Raw genomic sequence first — 16,535 nt, forward strand, 5'->3', positions numbered from 1 at the left:
TATGAAAGCATTAGTGATTTCCGGTGGCGGAAGTAAAGGAGCGTTTGCTGGTGGTGTAGCGCAGTATTTAATGGAAGAACAAGGTAAAGAATACGACATGTTTCTTGGCACATCAACGGGAAGTTTGTTGGTACCTCACTTAGCTGCAAACAATGTAGCTAAGCTTCATGAGATTTTTACCAATGTAAAGCAAAGTACCATTTTTAGTATAAACCCCTTTGTACAGCATAAAAAGGATGGAAGGGAATACGTGTCTATCAATTATTTTAATTCTATACTACAATTTATAAAGCGAAAGCGCACCTTTGGTGAGAGTCATGCTTTACGTCGCCATATTAAAAAGCATTTTAGAGAAGACGAATTTAATTTAATTCGAGATACCAAGGAAGATGTCGTGGTTACCGTATCCAACCTGTCTAAAAATAGGGTGGAATATAAGTCGATTAATGATTTTAGTTACGAAGAATTCTGCGACTGGATATGGATTTCCTGCAATTATATTCCGTTTATGTCGTTGGTAAAACGTGATGGTTTTGAGTATGCCGATGGCGGATTGGGATGTGTAATTCCGATTCGGGAGGCCATTCTTCGTGGAGCCACCGAAGTTGATGCTATTGTGCTTGAAAGTGAAAATTTGGAATACAACAAAGTTTTAGGGAAAAATCCATTCTCCTTGATGATTAACCTGTTTGGGCATCTTTTAGATCAGGTGGAAAAGGCTGATATAGCCATTGGTAAACTTGCAGCCAAACACCGCGATGTTAAACTGAATTTATATTATACACCAACACAACTTACTGAAAACTCCTTGATATTTAGTAAAAAGTTAATGACTAAGTGGTGGGAAGATGGTTTTGAATATGCCAAACAAAAACATGAAAGTAAACATGAGTTAAGTGATGTAAAGTAGAAAAAAAAGACAACTTATTAAGGTTGTCTTTTTAGCAGTTTACAAGAGTATATTTGTTATAAAATATCTTTAACTTCTTCTTTTATAAATGATAGTGCTAAATCGCTTGGGGCACGGCGCTCTAACATTTCGGTTAATACCACTTCACGTAGTTTTTCGGCAGTATCTGTTTTTTCCAGTAAACTAGCTTTTCTGATTAATTGAATAGTGGCATTTTTAGCTGTGTTAATAATATTCCAGCATTCTTCACTTACGTAAATTTGCTGAGCTAAATTGTGTTCAAACTCCGATTCAATAGCTTGAATAAGCATACTTTCATAGGCGTTTTTATCCAATGAGGTTGGAGCTACTCTAAGTAACAGTTTAGACGGCGTGATGCGCTCTAAATATAACGTCATGCGTTCGTAGGCTTGCAGTCGGGTAGGTAAAGCGTTTACCTGTAAATCCTTGTGTAATAAAAAACGTCTGCGGCCATCTTCATTTTTTGTATGCTCTTTAAAAAAGTAATAGGCTATAAGTCCGGTTATTAAGGACGGAATAGCAAATAATAGTAAATCGATAATTCTTGACGAATCCATATAAAGTCGTGTTAAGTTTAATTATTCCCTCCCAAATATATACAATCTTTTAAATCTTGCATGTCTGTAAATGGTACATGCGTTTTGTTGTACATATAGGTTTTGTTTAGTTCTTTAGACAAGTTGTGGTCGTCTACATTAATTTCAATATCACTCATTTTAAATTGGCAAGGGTGTTCGTAACCTGCCGCATGCGTAATTTCAATAAATTCTTTTCTAAAGGTTTTAAAATACTGTGCAAGTCGTGCCGATTTTAATGTGGGATCAATACCGCTTTGTAGCCATTTACTTTGCGTGGCAACACCACTCGGGCAGCGATTAGTGTGACAAACTTGCGCCTGAATACATCCAATACTCATCATGGCTTCGCGAGCTACATTAATACAGTCTGCTCCCATTGCGAAAGCCATTGCTGCTTTTGCTGGAAACCCTAATTTGCCACTGCCAATAAATACAATTCGATCGGTGAGTTCTTTGCGTTGAAAAAGTTTGTATAGGTCGCTAAATCCGTAAACCCAAGGCAGAGACACGTGATCGGCAAAACTAGGTGGGGCAGCTCCGGTACCACCTTCGCCACCATCAACAGTTATAAAATCAGGGCCTTTACCGGTTTTTATCATGAGATCTGCAAGTTCTTCCCATTGTTCCAGTTTGCCAATAGCTGCCTTTATACCCACAGGTAAACCGGTGGCTTCAGCTATTTTTTCAATAAAGTCAACCATTTCCGGAATGGTTGTAAATGCGGAATGGTTGGGTGGAGATAACACATCTTTACCTAATTCTACATGACGAATGGCTGCAATTTCTTTTGTAATTTTTGAAGCTGGTAACACACCACCTTTGCCTGGTTTAGCACCTTGTGAGAGCTTTATTTCGATAGCACGGATAGACGGGTTGTCTTCTACGAGTTTAACCAGCTTTTCTAATGAAAATGTACCGTCTTCATTGCGAACCCCGAAGTACCCGGTTCCGAAGTGAAAAATAACATCACCACCATAACTATGGTAAGGCGAGAGTCCGCCTTCACCCGTATTATGATAAGCGCCAGCCATTTTAACCCCTTTGTTTAAAGATTCAACAGCCTTGGCCGAAAGGGAACCAAAACTCATCGCCGAAACATTAATAACCGATGCCGGTCGAAATGGTTTTTTACGTTTATTGTGAAGCCCCATAACTTTAGCGCAGGGCAAAAAGGTTTTGTCTATTTCGTTCGGGTGGTTTTCTTTTGGTTTGAAGGGCATCATGGCATTATTTATGAAAATATGCTGATGTGCGTAAATATCGCGTTCGGTACCAAAACCTTCATAGTTGTTTTCGTGTTTTGCTGAGGCGTAAACCCAACCGCGTTCAATACGGTTAAAAGGTAATTCTTCACGGTTGTTAGCCACTAAATACTGTCGAAGTTCTGGACCGATTTTTTCAAGCATATACCGAAGGTGACCAACAATGGGGTAATTGTGACTGATGGTGTGCGCTTTTTGAATAAAAATATCGCGAATAGCAACAATGAGCAGTACAATTAAAATCCACATCCACCAGCTGATACCTGAAATAAAATCCATAAAATAAATCAATTTAGTTGTTTAAATAATCAATGGCTAAGTTAGTCATCACTTTTACACCAAGCAACATACCAGCATCATCAATCATAAAATCTGGCGTATGATGGGGGAAAGCAGCTTGATTTCCAGGGGTCATACCTCCTAAGAAAAAGTAAAACCCTGGTATTTTTTCCTGATAAAACGAGAAGTCTTCACCAATAGTTACGGCTTTAGTAAGTTTAACGTGATCATCGCCGGCTTCGCGTTGCAAGGTAGGGAGCATGAGGTTTACAAGACGTTCATCATTATAGGTTACGGCAGCTTCATTTCGAAATTCCATAGTGGCCTCTCCACCATAAGCTTCGGCAATAGATGAAGCCATAGCTGTCATGCGTTGAATGATTCGTTCTCTGGTTGCAGGGTTTAGAGTTCTAATGGTTCCGGTGAGCTGGGCATTTTCAGGAATGATATTGTAGCGAACACCGCCTTCTATTTTACCAACGGTAATTACTGCAGGAGCATCGGTAAGGTCGGTTTCTCGACTTATTATACTCTGAAAACCATCAATAATTTTAGCGGAAATATAAATAGGATCAATTCCTGTCCAAGGTGTAGATCCATGCGTTTGTTTCCCTTTTACATGAACTACAAAACGTTCAACGGATGCCATAATACCTTCTGGTTTGTATTGTATGTGGCCTACAGGTATTTCAGATTTTATGTGTAACCCGAAAATGGCGTCAACATCAGGGTTTTTTAGCACCTCTTCTTTAATCATTAATTTGGCACCACCTTCTTCTCCGGGCGGCGGACCTTCTTCAGCAGGTTGAAAAATGAATTTAACCGTTCCTTTTATCTTGTCTTTATGTTTAGATAATATTTCGGCAACGCCCATGAGTATGGCAATATGGCTATCGTGTCCGCAAGCGTGCATAACACCAGTGGTGTTTCCTAAAAATTCAGCAGTTTCATTAGATTTAAACGGAAGGTCATTACGTTCGGTAACCGGTAAGGCATCAATATCTGCTCTTAACGCGACCACTTTTCCAGTGGTTTTACCTTTTAAAATACCTACAACTCCGGTTTTAGCGATTCCTGTTTTTACTTCAATTCCTAAGTCTTTTAAGTGTTTAGCTATTTTATCAGATGTTTTAAATTCTCTGTTGGAAAGTTCTGGATACTGATGAAAATGATGTCGCCATTCAATAATTTTGGGTTCGATACCTTTGATGTCTTTATCTAATGAGGTTTGAGCAAAACAGTTAGAAATACTTAATGCAAGAAGTAAATTGAAAATCCTCATAGACAGGTGGTTTAGATTGTTTCATAAATATATTTAAAATTAAATAAAGGGAACGGCAGTAATTGTTTATAATTATTAATAAAACCATTTAATTAAACGGTTGGCAATGTTTAATTTTAGCCCTTAAAATCGAAATTAATTTTGGAGAAGTATTTAAGTCAGTTAAACGAGGCGCAGTTAGCACCTACCATTCAGAAAGATGGACCAATGATTGTGATTGCAGGTGCGGGGTCCGGAAAAACACGTGTGTTAACCTATAGAATTGCTTATCTAATGAGTCAAGGGGTTGATGCTTTTAATATTTTATCGTTAACCTTTACCAATAAGGCTGCGCGTGAAATGAAAGAACGTATTGCTGCTATTGTGGGACAAAGCGAAGCCAGAAATTTATGGATGGGGACGTTTCACTCGATTTTTGCTAAGATTTTACGTATTGAAGCTGATAAATTAGGCTATCCAACCAATTTTACGATTTATGACTCTCAGGATTCAGATAAATTAATTGGTTCCATTATTCGTGAAATGGGGCTTGATAAAGATATTTACAAAGCAAAATCTATTCGTTCCAGAATATCGTCATACAAAAACAGTTTGATAACGGTACGTGCTTATTTTCAGAATTCTGAATTACAGGAAGCCGATGCTATGGCGAGACGTCCGAGAATGGGAGATATTTATAAAGCCTATGTGGACCGTTGTTTTAAAGCCGGTGCTATGGATTTCGATGATTTATTATTGAAAACCAACGAGCTTTTAACCCGTTTCCCAGAGGTGCTGATGAAGTATCAAAATAGATTTCGTTACATACTAGTAGACGAGTATCAAGATACCAACCATTCTCAGTATTTAATTGTACGGGCTTTATCTGATAAGTTTCAAAATATTTGTGTGGTTGGGGATGATGCGCAGAGTATTTATGCCTTCCGTGGTGCGAATATCAATAATATTTTAAATTTCCAGAAAGATTATGATAATGTAAAACTGTTCCGATTAGAACAGAATTACCGTTCGACTAAGAATATTGTAAACGCTGCCAATTCCATTATTGATAAAAACCAGACCAAGCTTGATAAGGTCGTTTGGACCGCTAACGATGAAGGAGGTAAAATTGTAGTCAATCGTTCATTAACCGATGGTGATGAGGGGCGTTATGTGGCTAGTACCATTTGGGAAACTAAAATGAATGAGCAACTGGATAATAAAGATTTTGCCGTTTTATATAGAACGAATGCGCAGTCGAGAGCTATTGAGGATGCGTTGCGAAAACGTGATATTCCTTATAAAATTTATGGAGGCTTATCGTTTTATCAACGCAAAGAGATTAAGGATGTCATTTCGTATTTACGATTAATCATCAATCCTGCCGATGAAGAAGCGTTAAAGCGCGTGATAAACTTTCCGCCTCGTGGTATAGGCGCGACTACAGTAGATCGATTGGTCGTGGCTGCTAATGGTTATAACCGTTCCATTTTTGAGGTGATGAAAAATATCGATAAGGCTGATGTTAAAATTAACTCAGGAACGAAAGGAAAGCTACAGGATTTTGTAACCCTGATTGAAAGTTATCAGGTAATGAATAAAAATGCCGATGTATTCGAATTGGCTGAACACGTAACCCGTACCAGTGGATTAATTAAAGAATTTAAGAAAGATGCCACGCCAGAAGGTGTAACTCGTATGGAAAACATTGAAGAGTTACTGAATGGTATGAAGGATTTCGTTGAGGGGCAGCGAGAAGTGGCTGATGCAACGGCATCTTTAGCAGAATTTTTGGAAGATGTGGCACTGTCAAGCGATTTAGATTCTGATAAGGAAGATGTTGATCACGTGGCTTTAATGACCATTCACTTAGCAAAAGGATTGGAGTTTCCTCATGTGTTTATAGTCGGTTTAGAGGAAGATTTATTCCCGAGTGCCATGAGTATGAATACACGTAGTGAGCTAGAAGAAGAACGACGTTTATTTTATGTGGCATTAACGCGTGCAAAAAAACAGGCGTATTTAACGTATGCTTTATCCAGATACCGTTGGGGGAAATTGGTAGATGCCGATCCAAGTCGATTTATTTCAGAAATAGATGAGCAGTATTTAGATATTACCACACCAATTGAAGAGCGTCGTATCAACCCGATGCTCGATGCCGATATTTTTGGAGATGTAAGTCCGAATACAAGACAAAATGTAGCCTCTAATAATATTCGATTTAAACCAGCTAAGCAGGCAAATCTTAAAAAGGGGAGTGCTCCAAAGGAACAACCAAAGTTTCAACCGAATGCTCCTAAAAAGTTAACAAAGGTGGAGTCGTCAAGTTCATCTGGACAAGAAGCTAATTTGTTTGATGGTAAATTAGTGCCGGGAAATATTGTCAATCATATGCGTTTCGGTAAAGGTGAAGTCCTAAAAATAGAAGGCACAGGAGCCGACGTGAAAGCTGAAATTAAATTTCAGCAAGTTGGGGTTAAGAAATTGCTTTTACGTTTTGCAAAACTAGATGTTATAGGATAAAACCTTACAAAAAGTTTCAAACTTTAATAAAAAAAGCCTGTGTTTTTAGCCCAGGCTTTTTAAGTTAGTCACTCTATAAGTAATCGAAATATTTTTATTGTTTGTTCTGAATAAATTTACTTAAATACTTCAGAAAAGACAAATAAAAAGTAAGATTTTTATTTCGTATTATGTAAATGTTTACTTGAGCTAAAAATATTGTTTTACAATTGAAAAAATGTCGCTAACTTGTTACTTGAAGAGAATATACAGTACCTATGGCTGAGTTTATAAAAATTTACGAAGAAAATCCTAACCCGAAAGCAATTGAAAAAGTTGTTGATGTTTTAAAACGTGGCGGATTAATAATTTATCCAACCGATACGGTTTATGGATTGGGTTGTGATATAAGTAATATTAAGGCTTTAGAGAAGGTGGCGCGTATTAAGCAGGTAAAACTGGAGAAGTCTAATTTTTCATTTATCTGTCATGATTTGAGTCATTTAAGCGATTATGTAAAACAGATTGATACATCAACTTTTAAGGTCTTAAAACGAGCGCTTCCGGGACCATATACATTTATCTTGCCGGGTTCAAAAAACTTACCGCATCCATTTAAGAAAAAGAAAACAGTTGGTATTCGTGTACCAGATAATAAAATCGCTTTAGAGATTGTTAAGAAGTTAGGTCATCCTATTATTTCGACATCTATTCGCGATGAAGATGAGGTGATTGAATATACAACTGATCCGGAACTTATCTTGGAAAAATGGGATAATTTGGTAGATGTTGTTATTGATGGCGGTTATGGAGATAATAACCCTTCAACAGTCATTGATATGTCTGAAGACCCAGTAATAATAGTTAGGGAGGGTAAAGGAAGTTTAGAAGTGCTATAACTATGAGGCTATTTTAGTTTTAGATTTCAACGTTAGGAAGTTCTTTTTCTAATCTGTCGAAATTTTCCTCATTCTTAGGTCCTGCAAACACTCTTATTTTTTCACAGGTATTTGGGCAATCGAAAATCATTCTAAAAGAGATTTGGGTTTCTGAATCATTTAGCTTTTCGAAGGCTATTTCCATATCAAATATTGGGTGCGAAGTACGGCTCCATGACACTAATTTTTGTGGTCTAATAGTTTTAAAGATAGATGCGTTTTCGTAATTAGCTTTGGTTGGAGAATGCATGGTTAGCGACCATTTACCACCAGGACGCAAGTCAAATTCATGAAACGTATTGGTGTATCCTTCGGGACCCCACCATTCTTTTAAATGCGACGGATTAGAAAAGGCCTGATATACTTTGTCTACAGGGGCTTTTAGTATACGTTCGTTGTAAATTTCTCGGTTGGTTTTAGTTGGCATTAGGTTGATTTTGTAATGATTAGGATTTCAATATAATAAATAATGTTGATTTTTAAAAAAGGAACAAAGGGAGATGATTTAATAAAAAAGCCCGACCATTTGGTCGGGCTTTTCAATGTTATGTTAGAAAACGGATTAGTTACCAGCTTCTAAGTTTTTCATTTCTTTTTCGATCATATCGTAGAACTGATCGATTTTTGGTAATACTAAGATACGAGTACGACGGTTTCTAGCTCTGTTCTCAGCAGTGTTGTTTTCTACTAATGGCACGTAATCAGCACGTCCAGAAGCTACTAACTGGCTTGGGTTAACACCTAAGTCTTCTAAAACTCTAACTACTGAAGTAGCACGTTTAACACTTAAATCCCAGTTGTCTAAAATTACACCGTTGCTTTTGTAAGGTACGTTATCAGTGTGTCCTTCAACCATACATTCGAAATCAGGCTTGCTTTGTACAACTTTAGCAACTTTAGCTAATACATCTTTAGCTTGAGTTGTTACATTGTAGCTACCACTTCTAAATAATAATTTGTCTGCGATAGAAATGTAAACCACACCTTTCTCAACGTTAACTTCGATGTCTGGATCGTTGATTCCAACTTCACGTTTTAAACTAGTAACAAGCGCTAAGGTTACACTGTCTTTCTTAGTAAGAGCATCTTGTAAGCGGTTGATTTTTAAATCTTTCTCTTTCATGCTTTCTAGAGTCTTCTCGATGTTAGAGGCTCCTTTAGCAGATAAAACCTGTAAGTTTTCGTTATAGCTTCTTAAATCTGTTACTTGCTCTTCAAGTGCTTTTGCTCTAGCTGAAGCAGAAGCTCTCTCCTCTAAACAAGAGTTTAATTTTACGGTTGCAGAATTTAGTAAATCTTGAGATTCTTTATATTTTGCTTCAAGATCTGTAAACTGTTTTTTTGATACACATGAACTTAGCACAAGCATCGCTGAAGCGCCAAGTAATAGGACTTTTCTCATAATTATTTAAGGATTAATATTTTAAGTTATTACCACAAAAATATGTAAAAAACGGTCGATTTAACAACTTTAAGCAAACTTTTATCAACTATTTCCCCAGATTTTTGAAGTGTCTTTTTCTATTTACGAAATAATCCATAACAATGGATGTTCGTTCGTAATATTTTACTTTATTTTTTAATTGTTTTCGTTGTTTTAATAGCTTACTTAAGTGGCCATAAAAACTGAAATGTGCTTTTAAGACTGCCAAAGTATGCTTTGGTTTAATCTCGACAACAAATTTTATGCCAGCAATACCGTCTAAAAGTAATCTGACTAAAATTTTTAAAAATATTGGTCCAGTAGCATTTTTAGTAAGCGTGTATAAACTGTTTCTAAAATTTAGGTGCGTCTTTTTAGGGTTAAGTGTCGTTAGGGTAGCTCCTCCAACATGATAAACCGTTGATGCTCCGACGTATTTAATAGTGTAACCTGAGTTCTTGGCGCGCCAGCATAAATCAATTTCTTCCATATGCGCAAAAAAGGAGGCGTCGAAGCCTTCTAAATCATTAAAAACCTCCCGTCTTATAAATAAGCAAGCACCAGAAGCCCAAAGTATTTCAGCGGTGTCATTATATTGTCCTTTATCAGTCTCGATAGTATCGAATATTCTTCCGCGGCAATATGGGTAACCGTACTTGTCTATAAAACCACCAGCAGCACCTGCGTATTCAAACTGAGATTTGTTTTTGTAATCCAGTATTTTTGGCTGAATAACGGCCGTATTGGGTTCTGTGTTAAAAATATCTATGATTGGGGTAAGCCAGTTTTCGGTAACCTCAATATCACTATTTAGCAGGCAGAAGATATCGGCATCAATATGTTTCAGAGCATCATTGTAACCTTTAGCATACCCGCCATTTTCAACATTCTTTACGATTTTAATTATGGGGTACTTATTGCGAACAAATTCTATAGAGTTATCAGTTGATGCATTATCAGCGATATAAATATCTGATTCCTTAGAAAAAGCTACTACCGAAGGTAAGAACTTTTCCAGAAGTTTTTGTCCATTCCAATTTAATATAACAACAGCTAATTTCATAGGCTATAATCGGGTATGTCTCTTAAAAAATCGTAACGTTCATTAACAAAATCCATTTGACAATAATAATGATTTAATCCATTAGTCACCATTAAATAGGTTGCATTAAGCACTTGATTATACTGTGCAATCTGGTCGAAGGTTTGTTGATTTATGGTTATTGAAGGGGCTTTACATTCTACAATAAGATGAATACTTCCGTCTGTATTAAAAATAACAATATCGTACCGTTTTTTTAAATCGTTTACAATGAGTTCTTTTTCAATGTTAATTAGCGATTTAGGGAAACCTTTTACCTCCATTAAATACATTAGGCAATGTTGTCTTACCCATTCTTCTGGCTGTAAAACCACAAACTTTTTACGAATACAATCGAATATAGAAATTTTATTTTCGCTACTTTTGAGTCGAAACGAAAACTTTGGAAAATTAAGATCTTGCAATGCTGTTCTTTTATAATTTCAAAGTTAATGTACATTAATCAAATACCAAATTACCAAACCAGTTTTTGGGGTTTTGTATTTATAATTTTGGATTTTTTCAATTTTGGACGACGTAAAACAATTAGTAACTGATATTAAAAACGGGAACCTGAAACCTATTTACTTCTTAATGGGAGAGGAGCCTTATTATATTGATAGAATTTCGGACTTTATCGAGGAAAATGTTTTAGCTGAAGAAGAACGTGGTTTTAATCAAATGGTGCTTTATGGTCGAGATATTACTATTGATGATATTGTAAGTAATGCTAAGCGTTACCCGATGATGGCAGAACATCAGGTGGTAATTGTAAAAGAAGCTCAGGATTTATCACGTACAATAGAAAAGTTAGCTGATTATGCTAAAAATCCGCAGCCGTCTACCGTTTTAGTAATTAATTATAAATACAAAACTATTGATAAGCGTAAAACGCTTTATAAAACATTGAAAACTACCGGGGTGATTTATGAAAGTAAAAAGCTTTATGAGAATCAGGTAGCCGATTGGATTCGACGCGTATTAGCTTCTCAGAAATACAGTATTGAACCAAAGGCAGCTCAGATGTTGGTCGAATTTTTAGGAACAGATTTGAGCAAGATTAATAACGAACTTGAAAAACTGAAAATTATTCTACCTAATGGAAGTCAGATTACACCCGAGCATATTGAGGAAAATATAGGGATAAGTAAAGACTTCAATAATTTTGAGTTGAGAAAGGCTATTGGCGAACGTGACGTTATGAAGGCGCATCGCATTGTAAAATATTTTGCCGATAATCCTAAGGATAATCCTATGGTGGTTACAGTGTCGTTGTTGTTTAACTTCTTTTCTCAGTTATTACACTACCACGGACTTAAAGATAAGTCTCCAAGAAATGTTGCTTCAGCCTTAAAAATCAATCCGTATTTTGTAAATGAGTATGTTGCAGCAGCAAGAAATTACCCTATGCGTCAGGTAAGTATGGTTGTGGCAACGCTAAGAGATTTTGATGTAAAAAGTAAAGGTGTTGGCGCTAATGCTGTTCCACAAGGTGATTTACTGAAAGAATTATTAGTGAAAATACTAGCTTAAATATAGACGGCGATGGTTAAAGCGATCATTATAAATATAGTTAAAATGATAACCAAAGGTGTCACAAACTTCAGCCATTTATCGTAACCAACTTTTACAATTGCCAGCGACGCTAAAATTAATCCTGTCGGGTTAATAAAAGCAAAAAGTCCCATGCCATATTGATAGGCATTCACAACTAAATCTCGTCCTATTCCTACACCGTCGGCTAAGGGTGAAATTATTGGCATGGTTAATACTGCCATACCAGAAGATGAAGGAATAAAGAATGAAAGTCCTCCAAAAATGTAGAGGAGTGCATTAACAAAAAGACCTTTATTCATGCCGTTGGTAGCTGTGCTAGCATAATACAGCATAGTGTCGCTGATTTGTCCGTCGTCCATTAGCACAGTAATGCCTCTGGCAATTCCTATAATTAAAGCAACACCTAGTAAATCACTAGCGCCTTTTACGAAAACATCAACAAAAGTAGATTCTTTAATTTTTCCTAATAATCCTATAATTATCGATCCTACAAGGAATACAACGGTCATTTCTAAAAACCACCATCCTTCACTAGATACTCCGTAAATCATAACTACAAAGCACATGGCGAAAACAAATAAAATAAGACGCAGTCGCGCAGATAAAACAACCGTTGCATTTGTCGTGTTGCCGAACATTTTTTCAATAGATTCTTTCTGATTAAAAATTATAGATTTCGAAGGGTCTTTTTTAACGCGTTGAGCATATCTAATAATATACAATATGCAAATAAGCGTGCCAATTACGAGAATAACAAAACGTGCTGTTAATCCGGTTGTCCAGTTAATTCCGGCAGCATCTGAAGCAATAATTACACTAAACGGATTAACTGTAGAACACATCGTTCCAATAGATGAACCTATATAAATACTAGCCAAGGCAACCATGGCATCGTAATTTGCAGCTAAAAAAATAGGAATAAGAATGGGATAGAAAGCTATGGTTTCTTCGGCTAGCCCAAAGGTTGTTCCTCCAATTGCAATAAGCATGGTTACAATAATAATTAAGAGGAATTCTTTTCCTTTTAAGGCATGAGCCAGCCAATTAATACCGGCATCGAAAGCTCCTGTGAAATTCATTATACCAATAAGGCCTCCAATAAATAAAACTAGAAAGATGATATCTGATGCTTCAATAATACCTTTAATTGGTGACTGAATGAAGGCTGTAAAACCTTGAGGTGAAGCTTCAACTTCTTTGTAGGTGTTGGGTATACCAATGGGCTTCCAAATATCTCCATTAGTGAATTTTTCTAATGGAATTTTAATTTGTAATGCATCCAGAGTTTCCTGGCGAGCAGGTAAAGTTGTAGTTTCTTCTAAACTGGTTTTAGTAAAGGTATTCTCAGAAGTGTTATATGTAAGGGTGTCAAATTCTCCAGAAGGTACTAACCATGTGAGTCCCGCAACTAAAGCTGCAATTATTAGTAAAATGGTTTGAGCCGTTGGGAATTTCAGTTTTTTCATTGGTCAGTTTGAAAAATTATAACAGTTTAGTAGTGCAAATTTATTGGGATTAAAGATAGTATTATTTTATTTGCATTTTAAAACGTGGTTATGAAATTACGATTGCACGATAGTTGGAAGCCTTATCTGGAAAGTGAATTTAACGAATCTTATTTTAAATCTTTAATTAGGTTTGTTGAAGAAGAGTATAAATCTGGCATTTGTTTTCCGCCGGAAGATCAAATATTCAATGCATTTAATCATTGTACGTTTGGAGAGGTAAAAGTGGTTATTCTTGGTCAGGATCCTTATCACGATGATGGTCAGGCTAATGGTTTATGTTTTTCAGTTAATGAAGGAGTAAAACATCCGCCATCATTAGTGAATATTTTTAAAGAAATAGAGTCAGATTTAGGAATAGCTTATCCTAAGAGTGGTAATTTAAAACGTTGGGCAAATCAGGGGGTGTTATTACTTAATGCAACGCTGACAGTGAGAGCACATCAGGCTGGGAGCCATCAAAAAAAAGGATGGGAAACCTTTACAGATGCTGTAATAAAAACAATTAGTGATAATAGGGAACATGTAGTATTTCTACTTTGGGGAGGTTATGCTAAAAAGAAAGCAAAGTTGATAGATGCTAAGAAACATACAGTTTTAACAAGCGGACACCCTTCACCTTTAAGTGCTAATAGAGGGTATTGGTTTGGAAATAGACACTTTAGTCAATCCAATGAAATTTTAAAAGAGTCAGGTGGTCAGCCTATAGTTTGGTCGTGAAACCACTATAAAAATAAAAAAGTGTAACCTTTATGAAAATTCATAAAAGTTACACTTTCATTTTGTTGAACACCATAATAAAGTTGCTTTTGCAAAATACTTTAATTAACTCCCGGTAGGAGCTAATGCTTGTTCTTGATCCAAAGATATTTCAGATCGAATAATTACAGGCATTTTGTTCACTTTGGTTTGCTTTGGGGTTTTGTTGCAACTAAATTTTAAGAGTAAAAAGTTTACGATTACAAGAAATGTAACACAAAGAGTAATAGTCACTAACATAGGCAATTGGGTTTGGAATTAACGACAAGATAAATAAAACATAGCTAAAGCGTGTTATTTTATCGTTAAGTGTTAAACTAGAGCAAATTTACTCATTAAAGGACTACAAACCAATACGCAGTTCTACTTATTTTGATATTCGGAAAATTCTGTTAATATTTTAATTTATTTATTTTTTTAATCGGTTTGTTTTGGTTTTTTCTTATAAAAATGTAAATAATTCAGAAAATTTGATTTCTTTTAGTTTTTAATTCTTACATAAAAATGTACTTCTATTTGATGTTTTAAGGTAGTTTTAGTATTACAATTAAGGTGAATTGTTGTGTTATATTCTGAAAACGTGTGTGTTATTGTTTCTGTGATGATAAATTAACAAAAACACGATTTGTTAAAAGTGATTTTTAAAAACGAAATAAGGGTATTAACGAAATATAATTTATTTTTGGCTAAAATATAAAATGATGGAGCAAATAGATTGGAAAGTTGCCAAAGAATACGAAGATATAACCTATAAAAAATGTAATGGTGTTGCCAGAATAGCATTTAACAGACCTAATGTGCGTAACGCTTTTAGACCAAAAACCACTAGTGAATTATATGATGCTTTTTATGATGCTAATGAAGATGTTAACATTGGTGTTGTATTATTGTCTGCCGAAGGCCCGTCTACAAAAGATGGCATCTGGAGTTTTTGTTCAGGGGGAGACCAAAAGGCCAGAGGACATCAGGGGTATGTAGGCGAAGATGGGTATCACCGTTTAAATATTTTAGAAGTTCAACGTTTAATTCGTTTTATGCCTAAGGCAGTTATTGCTGTGGTTCCGGGTTGGGCTGTTGGTGGGGGCCATAGCTTACATGTAGTTTGTGATTTAACTTTGGCCAGTAAAGAACACGCTATTTTTAAACAAACCGATGCAGACGTTACCAGTTTTGATGGTGGCTATGGGTCAGCTTATTTGGCAAAAATGGTAGGACAGAAAAAGGCTCGTGAAATCTTCTTTTTAGGACGTAATTATTCTGCTCAGGAAGCTTATGAAATGGGTATGGTTAATGCTGTAATCCCTCATGATGAATTAGAATCTACCGCCTACGAATGGGCTCAGGAAATATTGGCCAAATCACCAACATCGATAAAAATGTTGAAGTTCGCTATGAATTTAACCGATGATGGTATGGTTGGTCAGCAGGTGTTTGCCGGAGAAGCAACACGTTTAGCTTATATGACCGATGAGGCTGTTGAGGGACGAAATGCTTTCCTTGAAAAACGTAAGCCTAATTTTGCTAAAAAATGGATTCCATAATATGAAGAATATTTCTGTTTGGATTTCAGCTATGCGTTTACGAACGCTGCCTTTATCAATTTCCGGAATTATACTAGCATCTTGTTTGGCGGCTTATAACGGATATTTTAATTGGTTAATTTTTAGCTTAGCAATATTAACAACTTTGAGTTTTCAAATCCTTTCAAACCTGGCTAACGATTATGGTGATGGTGTAAAGGGAACTGATAATAAAGATAGAATAGGTCCCGATCGCGCCATTCAATCAGGTGATATTTCTCCAGATCAAATGTTTAATGCCATAAAGTTGAATGTCCTTATTTCAATTGGTTTGGCGTTCTTTTTAATTTTTGTATCGTTTGGTGTGAATCACTTTTTACTAACCTTATTATTTTTTGTTTTAGGAATTGCCAGTGTTATTGCAGCAGTTAAATATACCGTTGGGAATAATGCCTATGGATACAAAGGGTTAGGAGATGTTTATGTCTTTATATTTTTCGGACTAATTAGTGTTATCGGTTGTTATGTATTGTATGCCAAAACTATTGATCATGTGGTGTTTTTACCTGCCATTACAGTTGGTATGTTGAGTGCTGCGGTACTTAACCTCAATAACATGCGAGATATCGAGTCTGATGTTAAATCGAATAAAATTACCTTAGCGGTTAAGCTGGGCATTGCCAATGCTAAAAAATATCAACTGTTTCTTGTTGGAGGAGCAATTGTATTATCAGCTTTATTTGGAATTTTATATTTCACTTCGATATTCAATTTGATATTTTTTGTTGCTTACATTCCTTTAATCCTTCATATCAAAACGATATTAACCAATAAAGATTCAAAATTATTGGATCCGGAATTAAAGAAGGTGGCACTAACAACAGTGTTGTTGGCGGTGTTAATGGGAATTGGACATTTGTTATAGATTTTTCGTAT

The 16,535-nt window shown here is 35.9% G+C and carries 15 protein-coding genes; 7 read left to right on the plus strand and 8 right to left on the minus strand.

What is annotated here, in order from left to right:
- Window position 1: 1 nt before the first annotated feature.
- The gene (locus RBH94_RS11470) at window positions 2–910 is read left to right on the plus strand and encodes a patatin family protein (RefSeq protein ID WP_307881020.1); all 909 of its coding nucleotides are present in this window, start codon (window positions 2–4) and stop codon (window positions 908–910) included.
- 56 nt (window positions 911–966) lie between these two features.
- On the opposite strand, the gene RBH94_RS11475 is transcribed toward RBH94_RS11470, so the two are convergent.
- From RBH94_RS11475 to RBH94_RS11485, 3 genes are read right to left on the minus strand one after another with little or no spacing between them, the layout of a single operon-like run.
- A complete protein-coding gene (locus RBH94_RS11475; protein WP_307881021.1) occupies window positions 967–1,488 on the minus strand; it encodes a hypothetical protein in 522 nt (173 codons plus the stop codon).
- Between the two features lie 17 nt (window positions 1,489–1,505).
- The gene (locus RBH94_RS11480; RefSeq protein ID WP_374047666.1) at window positions 1,506–3,050 is read right to left on the minus strand and encodes an FMN-binding glutamate synthase family protein; all 1,545 of its coding nucleotides are present in this window, start codon (window positions 3,048–3,050) and stop codon (window positions 1,506–1,508) included.
- A gap of 13 nt (window positions 3,051–3,063) precedes the next feature.
- Complete coding sequence (locus RBH94_RS11485; protein ID WP_307881023.1) at window positions 3,064–4,332, minus strand: amidohydrolase; 1,269 nt, start codon at window positions 4,330–4,332, stop codon at window positions 3,064–3,066.
- Window positions 4,333–4,473: 141 nt separating this feature from the next.
- Between RBH94_RS11485 and RBH94_RS11490 the strand changes: the two genes are divergently transcribed.
- Together RBH94_RS11490 and RBH94_RS11495 are read left to right on the plus strand one after the other, a co-directional pair.
- Entirely contained in the window at window positions 4,474–6,837 is a 2,364-nt protein-coding gene (locus RBH94_RS11490; RefSeq protein WP_307881024.1) for an ATP-dependent helicase, read from the plus strand.
- 257 nt (window positions 6,838–7,094) lie between these two features.
- Window positions 7,095–7,715, plus strand: a complete 621-nt coding sequence (locus RBH94_RS11495; protein WP_188223824.1) for an L-threonylcarbamoyladenylate synthase — start codon at window positions 7,095–7,097, stop codon at window positions 7,713–7,715.
- 19 nt (window positions 7,716–7,734) lie between these two features.
- Here RBH94_RS11495 and RBH94_RS11500 read toward each other — a convergent pair whose 3' ends face one another.
- The 4 genes from RBH94_RS11500 to RBH94_RS11515 form a co-directional block, all read right to left on the minus strand.
- A complete protein-coding gene (locus tag RBH94_RS11500; protein WP_307881025.1) occupies window positions 7,735–8,181 on the minus strand; it encodes an SRPBCC domain-containing protein in 447 nt (148 codons plus the stop codon).
- A 135-nt stretch (window positions 8,182–8,316) separates the two neighbouring features.
- Window positions 8,317–9,156 carry a flagellar motor protein MotB gene (locus RBH94_RS11505; protein ID WP_188223827.1) on the minus strand — a complete coding sequence of 280 codons (840 nt, stop codon included), beginning with the start codon at window positions 9,154–9,156 and terminating at the stop codon, window positions 8,317–8,319.
- Between the two features lie 88 nt (window positions 9,157–9,244).
- Window positions 9,245–10,240: a glycosyltransferase family 2 protein gene (locus RBH94_RS11510; RefSeq protein ID WP_307881026.1), complete on the minus strand. Its 996-nt coding sequence runs from the start codon at window positions 10,238–10,240 to the stop codon at window positions 9,245–9,247.
- Window positions 10,237–10,683 carry a type I restriction enzyme HsdR N-terminal domain-containing protein gene (locus RBH94_RS11515; protein ID WP_307881027.1) on the minus strand — a complete coding sequence of 149 codons (447 nt, stop codon included), beginning with the start codon at window positions 10,681–10,683 and terminating at the stop codon, window positions 10,237–10,239. Before RBH94_RS11515 ends, RBH94_RS11510 begins: the two co-directional genes overlap by 4 nt.
- A gap of 103 nt (window positions 10,684–10,786) precedes the next feature.
- On the opposite strand from RBH94_RS11515, the gene holA reads away from it, so the two are divergent.
- Complete coding sequence (gene holA / locus RBH94_RS11520; RefSeq protein ID WP_307881028.1) at window positions 10,787–11,791, plus strand: DNA polymerase III subunit delta; 1,005 nt, start codon at window positions 10,787–10,789, stop codon at window positions 11,789–11,791.
- Here holA and RBH94_RS11525 read toward each other — a convergent pair.
- Window positions 11,788–13,281, minus strand: a complete 1,494-nt coding sequence (locus tag RBH94_RS11525) for a YfcC family protein (protein WP_307881029.1) — start codon at window positions 13,279–13,281, stop codon at window positions 11,788–11,790. The genes holA and RBH94_RS11525 overlap by 4 nt on opposite strands.
- 90 nt (window positions 13,282–13,371) lie before the next feature.
- Between RBH94_RS11525 and ung the strand changes: the two genes are divergently transcribed.
- The 3 genes from ung to menA all read left to right on the plus strand — a co-directional run bounded on the left by ung (window position 13,372) and on the right by menA (window position 16,524).
- Complete coding sequence (gene ung, locus RBH94_RS11530) at window positions 13,372–14,040, plus strand: uracil-DNA glycosylase (protein WP_307881030.1); 669 nt, start codon at window positions 13,372–13,374, stop codon at window positions 14,038–14,040.
- Between the two features lie 740 nt (window positions 14,041–14,780).
- Window positions 14,781–15,620, plus strand: coding sequence for a 1,4-dihydroxy-2-naphthoyl-CoA synthase (locus tag RBH94_RS11535; protein WP_307883161.1), 840 nt, complete (start codon window positions 14,781–14,783; stop codon window positions 15,618–15,620).
- Between the two features lies 1 nt (window position 15,621).
- Window positions 15,622–16,524, plus strand: a complete 903-nt coding sequence (gene menA, locus RBH94_RS11540) for a 1,4-dihydroxy-2-naphthoate octaprenyltransferase (protein ID WP_307881031.1) — start codon at window positions 15,622–15,624, stop codon at window positions 16,522–16,524.
- The last annotated feature ends 11 nt before the right edge of the window (window positions 16,525–16,535 follow it).

Source organism: Aestuariibaculum sp. YM273 (genome assembly GCF_030908365.1).
Lineage (GTDB): Bacteria > Bacteroidota > Bacteroidia > Flavobacteriales > Flavobacteriaceae > Aestuariibaculum > Aestuariibaculum marinum.